The organism is Kumtagia ephedrae (assembly GCF_003012745.1).
Taxonomy (GTDB): Bacteria; Pseudomonadota; Alphaproteobacteria; order Rhizobiales; family Rhizobiaceae; genus Kumtagia; species Kumtagia ephedrae.
Map to the genome: position 1 here is coordinate 202,477 of NZ_PXYK01000001.1, position 17,637 is coordinate 220,113.

At 67.3% G+C, this 17,637-nt stretch carries 21 protein-coding genes and 1 pseudogene; 14 read left to right on the plus strand and 8 right to left on the minus strand.

Going from position 1 to position 17,637, the window contains the following annotated elements:
* Nucleotides 1–12: 12 nt before the first annotated feature.
* The 6 genes and pseudogenes from C7I84_RS01065 (at nt 13) to C7I84_RS01090 (ending at nt 3,483) form a co-directional block, all read left to right on the plus strand.
* Nucleotides 13–273 (plus strand): CopG family ribbon-helix-helix protein, encoded by a 261-nt coding sequence (locus tag C7I84_RS01065; RefSeq protein WP_106770285.1) that lies wholly within the window; start codon nt 13–15, stop codon nt 271–273.
* Nucleotides 270–547: pseudogene (locus C7I84_RS01070) on the plus strand (type II toxin-antitoxin system RelE/ParE family toxin). The gene C7I84_RS01065 and the pseudogene C7I84_RS01070 overlap by 4 nt, the downstream one beginning before the upstream one ends.
* Before the next feature lie 87 nt (nt 548–634).
* Nucleotides 635–1,123: a 6,7-dimethyl-8-ribityllumazine synthase gene (gene ribH, locus C7I84_RS01075; protein WP_106770286.1), complete on the plus strand. Its 489-nt coding sequence runs from the start codon at nt 635–637 to the stop codon at nt 1,121–1,123.
* A 2-nt stretch (nt 1,124–1,125) separates the two neighbouring features.
* Nucleotides 1,126–1,626, plus strand: coding sequence for a transcription antitermination factor NusB (nusB, locus tag C7I84_RS01080; RefSeq protein ID WP_106770287.1), 501 nt, complete (start codon nt 1,126–1,128; stop codon nt 1,624–1,626).
* Nucleotides 1,623–2,849: an MFS transporter gene (locus C7I84_RS01085; RefSeq protein ID WP_106770288.1), complete on the plus strand. Its 1,227-nt coding sequence runs from the start codon at nt 1,623–1,625 to the stop codon at nt 2,847–2,849. The genes nusB and C7I84_RS01085 overlap by 4 nt, the downstream gene beginning before the upstream one ends.
* A gap of 193 nt (nt 2,850–3,042) precedes the next feature.
* Nucleotides 3,043–3,483, plus strand: a complete 441-nt coding sequence (locus tag C7I84_RS01090) for a DUF2267 domain-containing protein (RefSeq protein WP_106770289.1) — start codon at nt 3,043–3,045, stop codon at nt 3,481–3,483.
* 145 nt (nt 3,484–3,628) lie between these two features.
* Here the strand turns inward: C7I84_RS01090 and C7I84_RS29880 are convergent, their stop codons facing one another.
* On the minus strand, nt 3,629–3,775 hold the full coding sequence (locus tag C7I84_RS29880) for a hypothetical protein (protein WP_165815939.1): 147 nt from the start codon (nt 3,773–3,775) through the stop codon (nt 3,629–3,631).
* Between the two features lie 304 nt (nt 3,776–4,079).
* On the opposite strand from C7I84_RS29880, the gene C7I84_RS01095 reads away from it, so the two are divergent.
* The 6 genes from C7I84_RS01095 to C7I84_RS01120 all read left to right on the plus strand — a co-directional run bounded on the left by C7I84_RS01095 (nt 4,080) and on the right by C7I84_RS01120 (nt 10,665).
* Nucleotides 4,080–5,147 (plus strand): LacI family DNA-binding transcriptional regulator, encoded by a 1,068-nt coding sequence (locus tag C7I84_RS01095; RefSeq protein ID WP_106770290.1) that lies wholly within the window; start codon nt 4,080–4,082, stop codon nt 5,145–5,147.
* Between the two features lie 133 nt (nt 5,148–5,280).
* Complete coding sequence (locus C7I84_RS01100) at nt 5,281–6,933, plus strand: alpha/beta hydrolase (protein ID WP_106770291.1); 1,653 nt, start codon at nt 5,281–5,283, stop codon at nt 6,931–6,933.
* Between the two features lie 144 nt (nt 6,934–7,077).
* Nucleotides 7,078–7,548 carry an RDD family protein gene (locus C7I84_RS01105; RefSeq protein ID WP_106770292.1) on the plus strand — a complete coding sequence of 157 codons (471 nt, stop codon included), beginning with the start codon at nt 7,078–7,080 and terminating at the stop codon, nt 7,546–7,548.
* Nucleotides 7,549–7,653: 105 nt separating this feature from the next.
* Nucleotides 7,654–8,412, plus strand: coding sequence for an arginyltransferase (locus tag C7I84_RS01110; RefSeq protein WP_106770293.1), 759 nt, complete (start codon nt 7,654–7,656; stop codon nt 8,410–8,412).
* A gap of 93 nt (nt 8,413–8,505) precedes the next feature.
* Nucleotides 8,506–9,366, plus strand: a complete 861-nt coding sequence (locus tag C7I84_RS01115) for a DMT family transporter (protein WP_245428271.1) — start codon at nt 8,506–8,508, stop codon at nt 9,364–9,366.
* A gap of 189 nt (nt 9,367–9,555) precedes the next feature.
* Complete coding sequence (locus tag C7I84_RS01120; protein ID WP_106770295.1) at nt 9,556–10,665, plus strand: pyridoxal phosphate-dependent aminotransferase; 1,110 nt, start codon at nt 9,556–9,558, stop codon at nt 10,663–10,665.
* A gap of 21 nt (nt 10,666–10,686) precedes the next feature.
* Here C7I84_RS01120 and C7I84_RS30475 read toward each other — a convergent pair whose 3' ends face one another.
* The 4 genes from C7I84_RS30475 to C7I84_RS01135 form a co-directional block, all read right to left on the minus strand.
* A complete protein-coding gene (locus C7I84_RS30475) occupies nt 10,687–11,103 on the minus strand; it encodes a VOC family protein (protein ID WP_245428272.1) in 417 nt (138 codons plus the stop codon).
* Nucleotides 11,104–11,133: 30 nt separating this feature from the next.
* Nucleotides 11,134–11,577 carry a YybH family protein gene (locus C7I84_RS30480; protein WP_165815940.1) on the minus strand — a complete coding sequence of 148 codons (444 nt, stop codon included), beginning with the start codon at nt 11,575–11,577 and terminating at the stop codon, nt 11,134–11,136.
* Between the two features lie 77 nt (nt 11,578–11,654).
* A complete protein-coding gene (locus C7I84_RS01130; protein ID WP_106770296.1) occupies nt 11,655–12,929 on the minus strand; it encodes an RNA polymerase sigma factor in 1,275 nt (424 codons plus the stop codon).
* Complete coding sequence (locus tag C7I84_RS01135; RefSeq protein ID WP_106770297.1) at nt 12,926–13,300, minus strand: YciI family protein; 375 nt, start codon at nt 13,298–13,300, stop codon at nt 12,926–12,928. The genes C7I84_RS01130 and C7I84_RS01135 overlap by 4 nt, the downstream gene beginning before the upstream one ends.
* A gap of 205 nt (nt 13,301–13,505) precedes the next feature.
* Here C7I84_RS01135 and C7I84_RS01140 point away from each other — a divergent pair, with 205 nt between their 5' ends.
* A complete protein-coding gene (locus C7I84_RS01140) occupies nt 13,506–14,801 on the plus strand; it encodes a hypothetical protein (protein WP_245428273.1) in 1,296 nt (431 codons plus the stop codon).
* Nucleotides 14,802–14,874: 73 nt separating this feature from the next.
* Here the strand turns inward: C7I84_RS01140 and C7I84_RS01145 are convergent, their stop codons facing one another.
* The 3 genes from C7I84_RS01145 to C7I84_RS01155 are packed head-to-tail and all read right to left on the minus strand — an operon-like array spanning nt 14,875 to nt 16,590.
* Entirely contained in the window at nt 14,875–15,459 is a 585-nt protein-coding gene (locus C7I84_RS01145; RefSeq protein WP_106770299.1) for a hypothetical protein, read from the minus strand.
* Nucleotides 15,452–16,012, minus strand: coding sequence for a hypothetical protein (locus tag C7I84_RS01150; protein ID WP_106770300.1), 561 nt, complete (start codon nt 16,010–16,012; stop codon nt 15,452–15,454). Before C7I84_RS01150 ends, C7I84_RS01145 begins: the two co-directional genes overlap by 8 nt.
* On the minus strand, nt 16,009–16,590 hold the full coding sequence (locus tag C7I84_RS01155; RefSeq protein ID WP_133170042.1) for a hypothetical protein: 582 nt from the start codon (nt 16,588–16,590) through the stop codon (nt 16,009–16,011). Before C7I84_RS01155 ends, C7I84_RS01150 begins: the two co-directional genes overlap by 4 nt.
* 194 nt (nt 16,591–16,784) lie before the next feature.
* On the opposite strand from C7I84_RS01155, the gene C7I84_RS01160 reads away from it, so the two are divergent.
* Complete coding sequence (locus C7I84_RS01160) at nt 16,785–17,555, plus strand: SDR family NAD(P)-dependent oxidoreductase (RefSeq protein WP_106770302.1); 771 nt, start codon at nt 16,785–16,787, stop codon at nt 17,553–17,555.
* Nucleotides 17,556–17,637 lie beyond the last annotated feature (82 nt).

Sequence of the window (17,637 nt, forward strand, 5' to 3'; positions counted from 1 at the left end):
TGAGAGGTACCAATGGACACGAAAGTGATCACCACGCACGTTCCCTTGCCCCTTGCAGACAAGGTCGATGAACTTGCCACGCGGCTCGATCGTTCCCGAGGCTGGATCGTCAAGCAGGCCCTGTCTGCCTGGATCGAAATGGAAGAGGAACGGCGGCGCCTGACTCTCGAGGCGCTGGCCGACGTCGACGCAGGTCACGTGATCGATCATCAGGCCGTCCAAGCCTGGGCCGAGAGTCTCGATGGCGACGCTCCTCTTTCGCCGCCGCAATGAACGAGATCAAATGGACGAGCAAGGCTGTATCGGACCTGGCTCGGCTTTATGATTTTCTCGCGCCCGTCAACCGGCGTGCTGCCGCCCGCGCGGTACAATCCCTCACGCTTGCCCCCACAAGCTGCTCCGGCATCCGCGTCTGGGCGAAAGGCTTGATGAGTTCGCGCCACGCGACGTGCGCCGCTTCCTGGTCGGACACTACGAGATGCGCTACGAGATCAACGGGTCCGTCATTTACGTGCTGCGGCTTTGGCACACTCGGGAAGACCGCTGAAACCGCGACCCGGTGACACGCGCCCACGAAGCGCTTGCGGTCGAGACCCGTTCGGCCTAAGTCACCGGCGACCTTCCGGAGACCGACATGGCTGGCATTTCGCAACACGGCAAGGCTTTCATCCGCCCGGAGAAAGCCCACCTTCTCGTCATCGAGGCGCGCTACCATGACGCGCTCTCCGACGCGCTGCTCGACGGCGCCACTGCCGCGCTCGACGAGGCCGGAGCCACATACGACGTGGTGACGGTACCCGGCGCGCTTGAAATCCCGGCGGTGGTGGCCTTCGCCCTTGACGGCGCCGACGATGGCGGCACGGACTATGACGGCTTCGTCGCCCTCGGCGTGGTGATGCGCGGCGACACCTATCATTTCGACGTGGTGGCGAACGAATCCTCGCGCGGCCTGATGGACCTCGCGGTCGAGGAGGCGATTGCCGTCGGCAACGGCATCCTGACCACCGAAAACGAAGAGCAGGCCTGGCTGCGGGCGCGCCGCAGCGAGGGTGACAAGGGCGGCTTCGCGGCACGCGCGGCGCTCACCATGATCGCCCTCAAGGATCGATTCGGAGCACGCTGATCGTGTCGAAACCCGCAGACCACGGCGAACAGCCTCCCCGCCAGGCCAACAAGCGGGGTGCGGCCAGGCTGGCCGCCGTGCAGGCACTCTACCAGATGGACGTCGCCGGCGCCGGGCTGCTGGAGATCACGGCCGAATACGAGGCGTTCCGGCTCGGCAAGGAAGTCGACGGCGCCACCTATCGCGAGGCCGATCCGCAGTGGTTCCGGGCCATCCTGTCCGGCGTCGTGCAGAACCAGACCACGGTCGACCCGCTGATCCGCCAGGCGCTCACCGAGGACTGGCCGCTGTCGCGCCTCGATTCGACCCTGCGCGCCATCCTACGCGCCGGCGTCTACGAACTGATGGAGCGCAAGGACGTGCCGACCGCCGTCATCGTGTCGGAATATGTCGACATCGCCAAGGCCTTCTACGAGGAGGACGAGCCCAAGCTGGTGAATGCGGTGCTCGACCGCGTCGCCCGGCGCGTGCGCGGCGAGGGCCGCGGACGGGACGCGACTTGACCGATACGGCCAGGCAGCGCGAGGCGCGGCGCACGGCGCTGATTCTCGCCGCCGCACAGGCGGTCATCGGCTCGGCGGCCCCGATCGCCATCTCGCTTGGTGCGCTCGCCGGCTCCTACCTCCTCGACACCGACAAGTCGCTGGCGACCGCGCCGGTCACCGGCTTCAACATCGGCGTGGCGCTGGGCGCCCTGCCGGCGGCCGCCCTGATCAAGGCCGTCGGCCAGAAGAACGGTTTTCAGACCGGCACCGCCGTCACCGCGCTGGGCGGCGTGGTCGCCACGCTCGCCCTGTTCCAGGAATCGTTCTGGCTGTTCGCGCTCGGGCTGCTGGTCATCGGCGTCGGCGGCGCGTTCGTGCAGCAGTTCCGCTTCGCCGCCGCCGACGACGCGCCGCCGGAGTTCAAGGCCCGCGCCATCTCCTTCGTGCTCGCCGGCGGCGTCATCACCGCCATCCTCGGCCCGCAGATCGTCATCTACACGCGCACCCTGTTCGAGCCGGTCATGTTCGCCGGTTCCTTCGCGTCGATCCTGGCGCTGGCCGCGGTCGGCGCCGTCCTCCTCTCCTTCCTGAAGGTCCGCGAGCACGGCCCCGCGGACCATGAAGGCCAGGAGACGCCGGCGCGACCGCTCGGCGAGATCGTCAGCCAGCCGCGTTTCATCGTGGGACTCGGCTGCGGCGTCGGTTCCTATGCGCTGATGAGCTTCGTCATGACCGGGGCTCCGCTGGCGATGGTCGGCTGCGGCTTCTCGACCGACGACGCGACGCTCGGCATCTCGTGGCATGTGATGGCGATGTTCGGGCCGAGCTTCTTCACCGGCCATCTCATCCACCGCTTCGGCGTCGAGCGCATCGTCGCCCTCGGCCTGCTCCTGCTGATCGGCTGCGCGGCGGTGGCGCTGTCGGGCATCGCGCTCTGGCAGTTCTGGACGGCGCTGATCCTGCTGGGCCTCGGCTGGAATTTCGGCTTCATCGGCGCCACGGCCATGGTCTCGCAGACCTACAGGCCCTCCGAGAAGGGCAAGATCCAGGGCATGCACGACTTCATCCTGTTCGGCTCCGTCGCCTTCGCCTCGCTGATGTCGGGCGCCGTCTACAATGCCTGGGGCTGGGAAATGCTGAACTGGGTGGTTTTCCCCGTCACGGCGCTGTGCCTGGCGGCGCTTGGCGGGCTGGTTCTGTTCGGGCGCAAGCGCTCGATTCCGTATCGCGGCCGCGCCTGAGTTCTCTCGACACGTCGGGGCATGCCGCAGCCCCAATGCGGCCTTCCGCCAGCACCGGCCGGTCCGGCCCGGCTTCCCCTATTCCTCAGGATGACGTTTCGTTTGACGAAAAAGGAAACAAAGCCGACGCGCGGCCGTTGGGCAGGCAAAGGACAATCCGGCGAGCTTCGCCCTGACCAGACAGGAGGATGACATGAGCGCCACCGGACTCGAGGCTTTCGACAAGACCTTGCAGATCACCAATACCTGGCTGAAGGACATCATGGCCGACCATGGACCGGACCGGCAGGTCGCCTGGCATGTGCTGAGCGCAGTGCTGCACACGATCCGCGACAGGCTGCCGGCCGATCTTTCCGCCCATTTGAGCGCACAGCTGCCGCTCCTGGTGCGCGGTGCCTATTACGACCGCTACGAGCCATCAAAGCAACCGATGCAATACCGCACGCTGGACGAGTTCCTGAAGCACATCGAGGAGGAGTTGCAGTTCGTCCGGCCGGTGGATGCGAAGGATGCGGCGCGCTCGGTCTTCAACGTGCTGTCGCACTACATCACGCCCGGCGAGGTGCGGAAGGTCCGCGAATCGCTGCCCGAGGACGTGCGCAGCCTGTGGCCCGACCCGGAGGTCAGGCACTAGATCATATTCGTCGCATCCATCAGAGGTGCGGCGGGGCTCGACCAAGCAAAGGCAGACCGCTCGGACTGCGGAACCTTGAGCCGCAATGGGTGTCCGGGTGTAGGTCCTGCCCTGCAACGCAGCGGGATCTGCCGGACGGCCGGCTTCAACCGCCTATTGTGCGCCGCGACAGCCTCAGACGCGGGAGAATCGGCTTGTCCTCGCGGCGCTTGCGGTTCGGCCCCTGTTCGCCAACAGGAATGCCCCAGTGCTCACGGTAGATTTCCTCAAACAGAAACTTGACGGGGTGCATGACTTCCTCCGAAATTTGGATCGATTCAAGTGCTTTGCTGCAAAGAGCCGTCCGCTACCCAGGCGTGACGTCTCCCGGTTTGGACGGCCAAAGCGGTCGACTCGAATCTTCTATTCTCAAGCCCGGTCTTGAACGGGACCATCTGTGCGAGCATGTCGCAGCTCCAACTTGGATCGATCCAACCGTAACGAGCAGAGATATTGGATCGATTCAATCTTAGTCCGGTCACGGCAGATGTCAAGCGATATTTGAATCGTTCCAAGCCGCATGCTATCTAAAGCGCGACGTCAGGACAGGAGCGTGCGTGTCGAAACCATCGGTGAAGCTGGCTGATGTGGCCAAGGCGGCCGGCGTGTCGCATGGAACCGCCTCCAATGCCTTCAACCGCCCCGGGATCGTGCGCGAGGAGGTGCGCAGACGCATCTTCGAGGCCGCGCAGAAGCTCAACTATGCCGGTCCCGATCCGCGCGGCCGGCTGCTGCGTGCCGGCAAGGTCAACGCCATCGGCGTCGCCACCGCCGAGCCGCTCTCCTATTTTTTCGCCGATCCTTTCGCCCGCGTGGTCATGTCGGGCATCTCCCAGGCCTGCGACGCGACCGGCGCCGGCATCTCGCTGGTCTCGGCCGCCAACCAGGAGCAGCTCGCCTGGAACATCCAGAGCGCCGTCGTCGACGGATTCATCGTCTTCTGCCTGGAGGACGGCTCGCGCCTGGTCGAGTTGACACGCGAGCGCAAGCTGCCATTCGTGGCGCTCGATTTCGGCTTCGACGACGAGACGATCGCCGCGATCGGCGTCGACGACGTGGCCGGTGCCCGGCTCGCCGCCAGCCATCTCACCGGCCTAGGACACCGCCGCTTCGCCGTTCTGTCGCTGTCCTTCGCCGACACCGGCACCGGCCCGGCCTCGTTCGGCGAGGCTCGGAACGCGCTCTACTGCGGCACGCGGGCCCGCATCCGCGGCTACTTCCAGGCGCTGTCGCAAGCCGGGATCGACGAGTCGGGGGTGCCGATCTACGAGACCGACAATGACGAGGCCAGCACCTGGGCGGGGCTCGAACATGTCTTCTCCCTCCCCGAGCCACCTACCGCCATCCTCGCCATGTCCGACAAGGTGGCGCTGCACGCGCTGGACTGGCTGCGCGCACGCGGCATCGCCGTGCCCGGCGAGGTGTCGATCATCGGCTTCGACGGCGTCCCGGAGGGCGAATTCTCCGAGCCGCCGCTGACGACGATCGCCCAGCCGATGGCCGAGATGGGCCGCCGTGCGGTGGAAACGATCCTCGGCTTCGACGGCACCATCCGGCGCGAAACGTTCGACGTGGAACTGGTCGTGCGCGGCTCCACGGCGCCGCCCCCGGCCGGGCCGAACTGACCGACCGGCCAGAAGTGCGATTTCTGCCGAGCCTCCCGGACAAGTTGTCTGCCGGTACCGCCTGCGAATTGCCCCTGGCGGCCGAAAGCTGTTAGCTGCCGTCGGAACGTCGGAGGGGAGGCGCGGAGCCGCGATGCGACATAACTGGCTTGTCAGGTTCTGGCACTCCTTCTCGCTGATCGGCCTGCTCGTCGGCACGCTGTTCTTCGCAGCGTCCCTCACCCCGATGCTCGTCCCGCGCACCTTCATGATGCAGGGCGTGCTGTCCGGCCTTGCGGCGGCGGTCGGCTACGGGATCGGCGTGTTCGGCGGCTGGCTCTGGGCCTATCTCGAGCTGCCCGCGCCGAAGAACCGCGTCCTGCTGGTCACCAAGCTCGCCGCCGCCTTCGCCTGCGGCGCGATTGCCGTGGCCTTCCTCTGGCAGGCCTCCGCCTGGCAGAACTCGATCCGCACGCTGATGGGCGTGGAGCCGGTCGAGACGGCGCGCCCGCTGGAGGTCGGACTGATCGCGGCGCTGACCTTCGTGATCCTGCTCGCCCTGGCGCGGCTCTTCCGGCTCACGCTCGACTTCATTTCGCGCTGGCTGCAGCGGTTCGTGCCCCGCCGCGTCTCCTATGTGATCGGCACGGCGATCGCCGTCACCCTGTTCTGGTCGATCGCCGATGGCGTGCTGTTCAGGCTGGGGCTGCGGGCCGCCGACGCCTCCTTCCAGGCCGTCGATGCGCTGATGGAGCCCGAGACGCAGCGCCCGTCGGATCCGAACAGGACGGGCAGCGACGCCTCGCTGATCCGCTGGGACGAGCTCGGACGGCAGGGTCAGCACTATATCGCCTCGGCCCCCACGGCTGCGCAACTGCAGCTTTTCGCCAAGAAGCCGGCGATGGACCCTATCCGCGTCTATGTCGGCCTGCGGCCGGCGCAAACGCCGGCGGAGCGCGCCAAGCTGGCGCTGGAGGAGCTGAAGCGGACCGGCGCCTTCGACCGCTCGCTGCTCGTCGTCATCACGCCGACGGGCACCGGCTGGGTCGATCCGGAGGCGATCGATCCCGCCGAATATCTGCATGACGGCGACATCGCCAGCGTCGCGGTGCAATACTCCTACCTCGCCAGCTGGCTGTCGCTGCTGGTCGAGCCCGGCTACGGCGCGGAGACGGCGCGCGCCCTGTTCTCCGAGGTCTACGGTTACTGGACCACCCTGCCCAGGGACCGGCGGCCGCAACTCTATTTGCACGGCCTCAGCCTCGGCGCCCTGAGCTCGGAGCAGTCGACCGAATTGTTCGAGGTGATCGGCGATCCCTATCACGGCGCGCTATGGAGCGGCCCGCCCTTCCCCAGCCGCATCTGGCGCTCGGTCACGCGCGACCGCGATCCCGGTTCGCCGGCCTGGCTGCCGCGCTTCCGCGACGGCTCCTATGTGCGCTTCACCAGCCAGGAGAACGCGCTGGCCATTCCGGGCGCGCATTGGGGGCCGATGCGGGTCGTCTACCTGCAATATGCCAGCGATCCGATCACCTTCTTCGACTACGCCTCGCTCTACCGCCAGCCCGACTGGATGGCCGAGCCGCGCGGCCCCGACGTATCGCCGGCGCTGCGCTGGTATCCGGTCGTGACCTTCCTGCAGCTGCTGCTGGACGTGGCGACGGCGACGACCACGCCGCTCGGCCACGGGCACGTCTATGCCGCGCCGCATTACATCGACGCATGGGTCGAGGTGACCAACGTACAGGACCGGTCGGCGGCGGACATCGAGTTGCTGAAGCAGCATTTTCGCGCCCGCCAGCGGTGAAAACTCGTGCCTTTCGGCTCGAAAGCCGGGTCTTTCAGGTCGAAAGCGCGGCTGCCGGCGTCAAAAACGGCTTGAATACGCGGACAGGATTCCCATTTCTCAAGCAGACCGCGGCATCCCGCCGTGGTTGAGCAAGGAACGGCCATGAACGATCAGGTCCTTCACGGCGAGATCATCCAGTCGCGGCTCGACGACGTGCGCGCCTATGACGGCGTCCGCTCGCGGCGTATCTTCGCCTTCCTCATCGACTATCTGATCGTCCTTTTGCTGCTCATCCCCTTCGGCCTCGTCGTGCTCCTGCTCGGGCTGATCACCTTCGGCATCGGCTGGGGCCTGTTCGGCGTGCTCGGGCCGCTGGTGGCGATCGTCTATGTCTGGAACACGCTCGGCGGCGCCAGCCAGGCAACCGTCGGCATGCGCGCCATGGGCATCCGCCTCGACCGCCTGGACGGGCGGCCGGTCGACGGGCTCTTCGCCGTCGTCCATTCGGTGCTGTTCTGGGCGGGCAACGTCATCCTGACGCCGCTGGTGCTGCTAGTGACGCTGTTTGCCGACCGCAAGCGCACCTTGCACGACCTGCTGCTCGGCACGGTGGTGACCCGCACCGACCGCTGACTGCGCCCCACCGCGCGGTCTCGTGAAACCGCCGCGTCAATTCTCCTGTTGAATTTTTCGCCGTTGGGGCCAAGGTAGAGGGATTCGTGGACTCCTCGGACCCTGATGACCCACCATCCGACCCAGTCGCCGCAGTTCTTCCTGACCGCCCCCTCTCCCTGTCCCTATGTCGACGGCCAGTTCGAGCGCAAGGTGTTCACGCATCTCGTCGGCGACAAGGCCCGCGAGATGAACGACCTGCTCACCCAGGGCGGCTTCCGCCGGTCGCAGAACATCGCCTACCGGCCGGCCTGCGAATCCTGCCGCTCCTGCGTGTCGGTGCGCATCCTGGCGGGTGAGTTTTCACCGTCGAAGAACATGCGCCGGGTGATCGCCCGCAACGCCGACCTGATCGGCGCGATCAGCGACGCCGAGCCTTCGACCGAGCAGTACTCGCTGTTCCGCAGCTATCTCGACGCCCGCCACCGCAAGGGCGGCATGTCGGAAATGACGGTGCTCGACTACGCCATGATGGTCGAGGACACGCATGTCCAGACCAAGATCATCGAATACCGCCGCCGCGGCCCCGACAGCTTCATCACCGGGCGCGGCGAAGGCGAGCTGATCGCGGTGGCGCTCTCGGACAAGATGGCGGACGGCCTGTCGATGGTCTACTCCTACTACAATCCCGAGCTCGAGGACCGGTCTCTGGGCACCTACATGATCCTCGACCACATCGCCCGCGCCAGGGCCGAGGGCCTGCCCCATGTCTATCTCGGCTATTGGGTCAACGGCTCGCGCAAGATGAACTATAAGGTGCGCTTCACGCCGCAGGAGCATCTCGGCCCGCGCGGCTGGGAGCGGTACAAGAACGAAGCCGTCTGACCGATCCTTCCGGACCACCGTTTCCTCCTCATCCTCCGTCCGGGAGCAATCCTCTTGCCTGCCTCATCCCCGCACCATGCGAAGGGTCTCGCCTTGACCGCCGTCGGCGGCCTGACCCTGACATTCGACGTACCGCTCATCCGCCTGGCCGACGGCGACCACTGGTCCATCCTGCTGCTGCGCAGCTCGACGACCTTGATCGCCACCCTGCTGATCTGGCTGGCGTGGCGCGGCCTGCGCGGCAATGCGCCGTCGCTGATCCCCGGCAAAGCCGGCCTGATCGTCGCCGCGCTCTATGGCCTGTCGTCCATCACCTTCATGACGAGCGTCTATCATACCTCGACGGCCAACGTGGTTTTCATCCTGGCGTTCAACTCGATGTTCGCCGCCCTGCTGTCATGGCTGTTGCTCGGCGAGCGCCCCGCCGTCTCGACCCTGATCACCATGGCCGTCATGGCCGGCGGCGTGTTCATCATCGTCAGCGCCTCGATGGGCAGCGGCCATCTGTTCGGCGACCTGATGGCCGTCGTGACCGCGATGCTGATCGCCTCGGCGATCACCATCAGCCGGTCGACCGGCAGGGACATGGGTTTTGCCGCGCTGGTGGCGGTGCTGATCCCGCTGGCCGTCGCCGCCCCGATGGTCGCGACCACCGGGCTCAGCGTCGCGGCGCCCTGGTGGATCATCCTCAACGGCGCGGTGGTCATGCCCGTCGCCTTCTTCTGCCTCGCCACCGGACCCAAATACCTGTCCGGTCCGGAGGTGGCGATGTTCTACCTGCTGGAGACGGTTCTGGCGCCGATCTGGGTGTGGATGATCTTCGCCGAGGTGCCGGCCAGCCCCACCCTGGCCGGCGGCGCCATCCTGATCGTCGCCCTGGTGGCGCATTCGCTGTGGCAATTGAACCACGGGCGCAGGCGCAAGGCAGCCGGCGCGCTGCGGCATCCGGCGTAGAACGGCACGGCTGCAGCGTGCAGTCGGTCGCACCGCTCCTGGCGGCGCCGACGCTTCCGGCTCCCCGATCCGGTTGCCGCAAGGCCCCGCCGCGTGCCCACAATTTTCGCCGCGCCTGCCGATTTTCTGCTATCGGCAGCGACGGCTGGTTCGCGCCGGCCGTCAGTCGCGTCAGCAGAGAACCGCATCATGACCTTGCGTCCGAAACAGGCCCCGATCGTCGCCGCCCTCCCCGTCACCGTGCCCTTCGTCGGACCGGAAGCGCAGCAGCGGGCGAGCGGCCGGACCTTTCGCGCCCGCATCGGCGCCAACGAAAGCAGCTTCGGCCCGGCGCCGTCGGTGATCCGCAAGATGCAGGAAGTCGCGGCCGACCAGTGGATGTACTGCGACCCGGATAATTTCGACCTCAAGGCGGCGCTCGCCGCGCATCTCGGGGTCGGCTTCGACAATGTCGTGGTCGGCGAAGGCATAGACGGGCTGCTCAATCTCGCCGTGCGCATCTTCGTGGCACCCGGGCAAGCAGTGGTGACCTCGCTCGGCGCCTACCCGACCTTCAACTTCCATGTCGACGGGTTCGGCGGGCGACTGGTCAAGGTTGCCTACGAGAACGACCGGGAGAGCCTGGACGGGCTGCTCGCGGCCGTGCGCCGCGACAACGCGGCGATGGTCTACCTGTCCAATCCCGACAATCCGATGGGGACATGGTGGGAGGCCGACGACGTCTCCCGCTTCGCCGACGCCCTGCCCGAGACCACCCTGTTCGTGCTCGACGAGGCCTATGGCGAGACCGGGCCGGATTCGGCGCTGCCGCCGATTTCCGTCGACCGGCCGAACGTCATCCGCATGCGGACCTTTTCCAAGGCCTACGGGCTGGCCGGGCTGCGTTGCGGCTATGCAGTCGGCGAGACGCAGGTGATCGCCGACTTCGAGAAGGTGCGCAACCACTACGGCGTCAGCCGCATGGCGCAGATCGCCGGCGAGGCCGCACTCGCCGACCAGGCCTGGCTCGCCGAGGTCAAGGCCAAGGTCGCCGCCGGCCGCCGGCGCATCGCGGCGATCGCCCGCGACAACGGACTTTCGCCGATCGAGTCGGCGACCAATTTCGTCACCATCGACTGCGGCGGCGACGGCGCCTTCGCGCTCAGGGTGATGCAGAACCTGCTCGCCCGCGACGTGTTCATCCGCAAGCCCATGGTGCCGGTGCTCGACCGCTGCATCCGCGTCAGCGTCGGCCTCGACCCCGAACTCGACATCTTCGCCGAAGAGCTGCCGCGCGCGCTCGCCGGCGCCCGCGGCTGACCGAGGATTGCGTCGGCAGGCTCAGCCTGTCTTGCCGGCGTCGTCAGCCGGACCGACGATGCCCCATCTCACGCCGAAGCGGTCGCGCAGCTGTCCGTAGAGGTCGCCCCAGAAGGCCACCTCGAAGGGCATGACCACCTCGAGTCCGGCAGCTACCGCCCGGTCCCACCACAGGCGCGGCGCGCTGGAGATGATGTGCAGCGTCACGCTCTCCACCGGCTTCGGTCCGAAGCCGTATTCGGGGAACGGGTCGTTCAGCATCAAGGCTCCGTCGTTGATCTCCAGGTGCAGATGGATCAGCCGGCCGTCCTCGACCGTCCGGCGATCCACTTCCATGGCGGCGAAAGCCTTCTTGTAGAGCTCGCCGGCCTCATGGGCATTGTCGACCTGCACATAAGGAACGACGCCTGCCATTTTCATTGCGGAATGTTCGGGCACGATGTTCCTCCTTGTCTTTGCGGTGGAAAATCAGGGTTTCAGGTCGACCGCGGCACGTATGCTGCCGTCCATGTAGAACGGCACCGACTCGTGCTCATGCACGATCTTCCAGCCGCCTTCGATCTTGCGGAATCCGAGCGTGCTGCGGAACCAAAGCTCCTGTCGCCCTTCGTCGCGCTTGTTGCCGGCCAGGCAGTTCAGACCGTGGCTGAAGGCCACGTCGTCGCCGGCCATCACCGTCAGGTCACGCAACTCGAGTTCGAGCGGCCCGTCCCAAGTCCGGAACCAGGCATCGAGATCGGCAGCGCCCGAGCCGGCATCGACGAGCGGCGGCGCAAGCGAGAAATGCACGTAGCCAGACGCCACATGTGACGACGCCACATCGGCGTCCTTGCGGCGAATGGCGTCGGCCCATTGCTCGATGACGGCCCGAACCTGCGCCTCTTCTCCATTGGTGGAAAGCCGGGTGCTCATCGTGTTCACTCCTGTCCTTGCTCCTCACGCCAAGGACGAAGGGAGGCGGAACGTTCCGACAGCTCGGCGGAAAAAGGTCAGGATGCGCCGCGTTGTACGGAAGCCTTGCCGGCATCCGCCATCAGGCGGTCGAGATGGCCGCGGATGTGGGCGGCCTCGGCCGCCGTGTTGGCGAGCGCGATGGCGCGGTCGAAGGCGACCCTGGCCTCGGCGTTGCGGCCGAGCTGCATCAAGAGATTGCCCTTCACGCCGAAGAAATAGAAATAGCCGGAGAGCCGGTCGGCGAGCGGCTCGATGAGGTCGAGGGCGGCAGCCGGGCCGGCGATCTTGGAGACGGCGACGGCGCGGTTGAGCGTCACCACCGGCGACGGCTGCAACGCCTCCAGCGACCGGTAGAGCAGGTCGATCTGCGGCCAGTCGGTGTCTTCCGGCCGGGCGGCACGGGCGTGCAGAGCAGCGATCGCCGCCTGCACCTGATAGGCGCCGGGGCGGCGGTGGCGCATCGCCTTGTCGATCAGCGCAAGTCCTTCGGAGATGAGCGGCGCCTTCCACAAGCTGCGGTCCTGGTCCTCCAGCAGGATGGCGTTGCCGTCGCCGCCGAAGCGGGCGTCGGCGCGGGCATGCTGGATCAGCATCAGCGCCAGCAGCCCCATGATCTCCGGTTCGGTGGGAAACAGCCGTATCAGCAGCCTGCCGAGGCGGATCGCCTCCTCGCAGAGCGGCGCGCGCGCCCTCGCCTCGGCTGCTTCGGCCGAATAGCCTTCGTTGAAGACCAGGTAGACCATGGCAGCCACTGCGGCCAGGCGCTCGGCGCGCTCCACCGCGCCCGGCGTCTCGAACGGCACGCCGGCGCCGCCGATACGCCCCTTGGCGCGGGTGATGCGCTGCTCCATGGCGGCTTCCGAGACGAGGAAGGCGCGGGCGATCTGCCTGACCGACAGGCCGGAGACGATTCGGAGCGCCAGAGCGATCTGCTGGGTGGCCGGCAGGTCGGGATGGCAGCAGATGAACAACAGCCGAAGAATGTCGTCGCGGTAGTCGGCGCCGTCGAGCCGCTCGACCACCGAGGCCTCGGCGTCGTCGAGATCGGACAGTTTTTCCTCGTCCGGCAGCGCCGTCAGCCGCTTGTTGCGCCGCACCGCGTCGACGCCGGCGTTGCGGCCGACGAAGATCAGCCAGGCGGCGGGATCGCGCGGCGGGCCGTTCTTCGGCCAGCTCTTCAACGCACGCAGGCACGCCTCCTGATAGGCCTCCTCGGCGGTGTCGAGGTCGCGGAAATAGCGCAGCAGCGCGCTGACCGCCTGCGGACGGGCGGAGGAAAGCGCGGCCTCGATCCACACCTGATCGGTCATGTGTCAATTCCATTCTGGGCGAAGTAGCCCACCGGGCGGATCTCGTAGGAGCCGACGCCGGGATTGGCGGCGGCCAGTTCGCGGGCGAAGTCGAGCGCCGCGTCGAGCGACGGCATGTCGACCATGTAGAAGCCGAGCAGTTGCTCCTTGGTCTCGGCGAAGGGGCCGTCGATGACGATCGGCTCGTCCCTGGTCTTGCGCAGCGTCGTGGCCGCCGTGGTCGGCACCAGCCGGGCCACCGGACCGAGCCTACCCTGGCGGGCGACCTTCTCCTGCACCTTCATCAGGCGCCCCATCACCATCTCGTCCTCCTGCTTCGACCAGGCGGAGGTCACGGCTTCGTCGTTGTAGCAGAGCACGGCGTAGAGCATGGTTTCTTCCTTCGCTTCGAGGACGCACCGGCGCGGGCGAGTCCGACAGGATCGCGAAAATAATGCGGGTCGCGGCGCGATCCAACAGAGAACAGTCTGCGCTCTGTGGAGAGACGCTACCCGTGGAACACTCCTGACAGGCTCGACCGATCAGCGGTTGCAGGGTCGTTCGCAAATCGCCTAAACAGAGGCCGGGCGGGAAAGGATGAAAAGATCCGCCGCCCGCATGAGCATCAGCCAGGCCTTTCCGAAATCCCCGATCGCGCGGGACTTTGTCGCGCCGCTGATCCTGACGCTGCGCCTGTTCGCCCGCTACTGGCCGCAATTGATCCTGCTCGCCGCGCTCGGGCTGATCCTGCGCGACCTGCTGCTTTCCGCCGCCGTCTTCGCCGGCCTGAGAAACGCCATGGCCGGCATGGTGGTGCTGTCCTTCGTCGTGCTTTCAAAACTGGCGATCACCGTGCTGATGTTCCAGGCCCTGCGGCCCGACCTGCCGGCGGTGCGCCGGCTCGGCAGGACAGGTGACGACGACGAGGCCGCCGCCGTCCGGACGCCGCGCCAGCAGGCGATGGCGACGGTGGCGATCGCCATCCTGCCGTTCTTCGCCTATTACGCCGCCTGGGGCTTTCTCGGCGACACCGTGCGCGAATATTCGCGGCTGGCGCTGTCGAAGGTGCCGTTCGGCGAGAGCGCGAATTTTCTCGACCTCCTGACGTCGCAGTTCCTGCTTGCCTCGATCGGCGCCTGCTGGATCGTGCGCTGGGCGGTCAAGCGCATCAACAGCCGCTCGCCCGCGCCACTCTGGTCCTTCCTGATCGTCGCCTGCGACGCGACCTGGATCTTCATCGGCCTCTACGCGCTGAGCGGCTGGAAGGACGAGCTGTTCCGCTGGATCGGCTCCGGCGGCCTGTTCGAGGCGCTGCCCAGCCTCCAGGGCGTCAGCGCCGGCCTGGTTGCGCCGGCCTGGGCGGCAGCCGACTTCGTGCCGGTCGAGCTGCGGGAGCCCGACCTGTGGACCAGTGCGCAAAGCCTGTTCTTCTACGCGCTGCTGCCGCTGGTGTGGCTGGTCATGGCGGCGATCATCTACGGCTACGACGCCGCGCCCGCCGCCCCGAAGCAGGAGAGACCGCCGGCGGACACCAGGCACGCCACGCTGCTCGGCTGGCTCCGCGATTTCCTGGCCCACTTCTTCGGCGACTACCGCAGCCGCTACATGCCGGTGCTGCGTTGCGTGCGCATGGCGCTCGGCGCCGGCCTGGGCCCACTGATCGCGCTGGTGCTCGGCTACAGGCTGATCGGCTGGATCGGCGCATGGCTGTGGGTCGCGGCGACGCGGCTGATCGGGGCGCACGAGCTTGCCGACTGGCAGCTGATCGCCGAGCCGATCGGCCTTGCGATCGGCAGCTTGGCCGATCTCGACGGCGGCATCCTGCTCGACCCGCTGCGCATCTGTCTGCTGGCGGCCGTGGTGGAGCGGGCGGTGGCAGGGAATAGGGAATAGGGAATAGGGGATAGGGGATAGGGGATAGGGGATAGGGTGCTGCCGGGTTCGCATGCGGGCAAGCATTTTCCCCTTACTCCCCTACTCCCAGCTCTTCAAATCTCAGAAAATACGGCCTTCCGGCGGCGAGGCTGACCATCGGCTGCGCCTCGGCCAGGCTTTCCTTCGGCAAAACGAAACTTTCCGCGATCTCGACGCGCGTTCCCGCCTGCGGGCGTGTCAAGCTTACCGATCCGCAGGTCTCGGGGATGGCGACGTTGCGCTGCAAGCCACGCAGCTCCCGCGGCCGCATGAAGGAGGGCAGCCATCTGCGCCCTTCCGCGTCGGCCAGGGCGATGGTGCATGGAAGCCGCGCGAACGCATCGGGATCGCGGATCACCGCCTCGAACTCGACCAGCACCACGGCGCTGCCGTCCGGCCTGTCGACGACACGGGTCGACCGGAGCAGGCGCCAGTCGGCACCCGCATAGGAGGCGGACTGGCCGGCCTCCACGCGCCGCTCGACGAGATCGCTCACCCGCCACCATTCGAGCGCCGTTTCCCAGGAATGCACGACCAGCGCCAGCGCGACGACGAAGGGCAGCGCCAGCAGGCTGAGGCGGCGGGTGCGGCGCGCGCCGGCGGAGATTGGAGCAAGGGCGGCGGCGCGCTCAGTCATCGGCCGTCAGCACGAGCTCGCCCTGCAGCGGGAGGGTGTCGATGCCGTCCATGTGAAACGCGAATTCGGTGTCGAGCGGCGCGAACTCGGTGCGCGCGATCAGCACGGTGCCGCCCGCGAGCTGGTCCCGCGGCAGTTCGAACAGGATGAACCCGCGCTTCGGCAGGCCCGGCTCCAGGCGCTGCAGCGACAGCATGCCGGGATAGGTCGAGGGCCGCTTGCTGGCGACATAGCGTGCGCCGTTCGGCGCCCGCCAGCTCGCGGCGATGATCGAGACGCTCTCGGTCGTGGCCTCCGCCGAGACCTCGAGCAGGGCCCAGACGCCGTTGGTCGTCAGCGTCTGGCGTCGCCCATAGGCCTCGTAGACGAGATCGCGGCCGAGGCGGACCGACTCGACGCGGATGTCGAACTGCCGTCCCGTCAGGCGCTCGCCGAGCTTGCCGGACACCGTGATGGGCCGCGTGATGTCGGCATAGCCGGGCGCGGTGCGCTGCATCACGGCAAGCGCAAGGACCGCCAGCACCAGGGCGGCGGCCGGCTTCAGGATGCTCATTGCGCCGCCACCGTCTTGACCGGCAGGTCGACCGCCGCCGCCGGATCGGCCGGGAACCAGCCGGGCGCGCCGTAAAGGTTGTCGCGGCGCTTGTAAAGCTGACCGGCGAAGGTCACGCGCAGGGTTTGCGGCACCGCCCTGCCCTCGGGCCATTTCCAGGCCGCCACCACGTCCTCCGGCATGTCGGGATGCAGATCGAAGACCATGGCGCCGTCACGCGCGAGCAGATAGGTGGGAGCTTCCAGGCCGTCCGCGGGAAGATCGAGCGAGGCGACGCTCACATAGGCGTTGCTCGACGCCGCCGACAGGTTGGTGAAGCGCAGGCGCACGAAGAGCAGGTTCTGCCGGTCGAGGTAGCCGGCGGCTTTCGCGTCGGCCGGCTTGAAGCCGGCGCCGGTCGCCGCAACGCGCCAGCGCCCGGTATCGACCTCCTCGCCCGCACCGACGATCTTCAGCGGTGCCGGCTGCGACGCCGCCATCACCGCCAGTCCCAGCGAGAGGCCTGCCGCGACCGACGCACCCAGTCCGGCGACGATCCACGAAACGGTGCGCCGCTTGAGAGCCGAGAATCCGCTCATGCCAGGCTGTCTAGCATCGTCTGGGACGGTCGGCCACCCGCTGCAATCGTCAGTTGCCCTGCCTCCTGCCGCCGACTGACATGCGTGGTGGCGGCGGCGCGCACGGTAGCGACAGGCAAGTTTGCTCTTTCCTTGAGGCCGGCAGTCGCTAAGAGACGATGTTCAGCACGGCATCAGCGGCGGCGGACATTCCCATGGGCACATCGCACCTCTTCGATCTCAGCGGCCGCAAGGCCATCGTCACCGGCGCCAGCCGCGGGCTGGGACAGGCGATAGCGGAGGCGCTGGCGTCGGCCGGCGCCGAGATCGCGATCAGCGCGCGCGACGTCGCCTCGCTCGAGGAGACCCGCGGCCGCATCGAGGCGGCGGGCGGCAAGGCCGAAGGATTTGCGCTCGACGTGCGCGATGCGATGGCCTGCGGCGAGGCGATCGCGGCGGCAGCGGATGCGCTCGGCGGGCTGGACATCCTCATCAACAATGCCGGCTACGAGGAAATCCGCCCGTCGCTGGAGGTCGACGAGGCGTTGTGGGAGCGGATCGTCTCCACCAATCTGAAGGGCGCCTTCTTCTGCGCGCAGGCGGCGGCGCGCAGAATGGCGCAGCACAAGCGCGGCGCCATCGTCAATCTCTGCTCGCTCACCTCCTATGTCGGCGTGCCGACGGCCGTGCCATACGGCTCGTCGAAGACCGGCCTGCTGGGGATGACCCGCGCGCTCGCCGTCGAATGGGCGCCGCTCGGCATCCGCGTCAATGCCATCGCGCCGGGTTATTTCCGCACCGCCATGACGGATGTGTTCTACGAGGACGAGGCCTGGCAGGAACGCATGCTGGCCAGGATTCCGCAGCAGCGCTTCGGAAAGATGGAGGACGTGGCCGGCTCCGTGCTGTTCCTGGCGAGCGACGCGTCGGCCTATGTGACCGGCCACTGCATCCCGGTCGACGGCGGCTTCCTGGCTTCGATCTGACGCGGCGAAAATGTCGCTTCCTTGTGAAAGCCAGCCGGGCGAAAGCCGCTTGCCCTGCCGATTTGTATATGGTTGTCTATAC

Coding starts and splice junctions, on each gene's coding strand:
- C7I84_RS01065 (WP_106770285.1), top strand. CDS start 13: ATGGACACGAAAGTGATCACCACGCACGTTCCCTTGCCCCTTGCAGAC.
- ribH (WP_106770286.1), top strand. CDS start 635: ATGGCTGGCATTTCGCAACACGGCAAGGCTTTCATCCGCCCGGAGAAA.
- C7I84_RS01090 (WP_106770289.1), top strand. CDS start 3,043: ATGAGCGCCACCGGACTCGAGGCTTTCGACAAGACCTTGCAGATCACC.
- C7I84_RS29880 (WP_165815939.1), bottom strand. CDS start 3,775: ATGCACCCCGTCAAGTTTCTGTTTGAGGAAATCTACCGTGAGCACTGG.
- C7I84_RS01100 (WP_106770291.1), top strand. CDS start 5,281: ATGCGACATAACTGGCTTGTCAGGTTCTGGCACTCCTTCTCGCTGATC.
- C7I84_RS01105 (WP_106770292.1), top strand. CDS start 7,078: ATGAACGATCAGGTCCTTCACGGCGAGATCATCCAGTCGCGGCTCGAC.
- C7I84_RS01110 (WP_106770293.1), top strand. CDS start 7,654: ATGACCCACCATCCGACCCAGTCGCCGCAGTTCTTCCTGACCGCCCCC.
- C7I84_RS01120 (WP_106770295.1), top strand. CDS start 9,556: ATGACCTTGCGTCCGAAACAGGCCCCGATCGTCGCCGCCCTCCCCGTC.
- C7I84_RS30480 (WP_165815940.1), bottom strand. CDS start 11,577: ATGAGCACCCGGCTTTCCACCAATGGAGAAGAGGCGCAGGTTCGGGCC.
- C7I84_RS01130 (WP_106770296.1), bottom strand. CDS start 12,929: ATGACCGATCAGGTGTGGATCGAGGCCGCGCTTTCCTCCGCCCGTCCG.
- C7I84_RS01135 (WP_106770297.1), bottom strand. CDS start 13,300: ATGCTCTACGCCGTGCTCTGCTACAACGACGAAGCCGTGACCTCCGCC.
- C7I84_RS01140 (WP_245428273.1), top strand. CDS start 13,506: ATGAAAAGATCCGCCGCCCGCATGAGCATCAGCCAGGCCTTTCCGAAA.
- C7I84_RS01145 (WP_106770299.1), bottom strand. CDS start 15,459: ATGACTGAGCGCGCCGCCGCCCTTGCTCCAATCTCCGCCGGCGCGCGC.
- C7I84_RS01150 (WP_106770300.1), bottom strand. CDS start 16,012: ATGAGCATCCTGAAGCCGGCCGCCGCCCTGGTGCTGGCGGTCCTTGCG.
- C7I84_RS01155 (WP_133170042.1), bottom strand. CDS start 16,590: ATGAGCGGATTCTCGGCTCTCAAGCGGCGCACCGTTTCGTGGATCGTC.
- C7I84_RS01160 (WP_106770302.1), top strand. CDS start 16,785: ATGGGCACATCGCACCTCTTCGATCTCAGCGGCCGCAAGGCCATCGTC.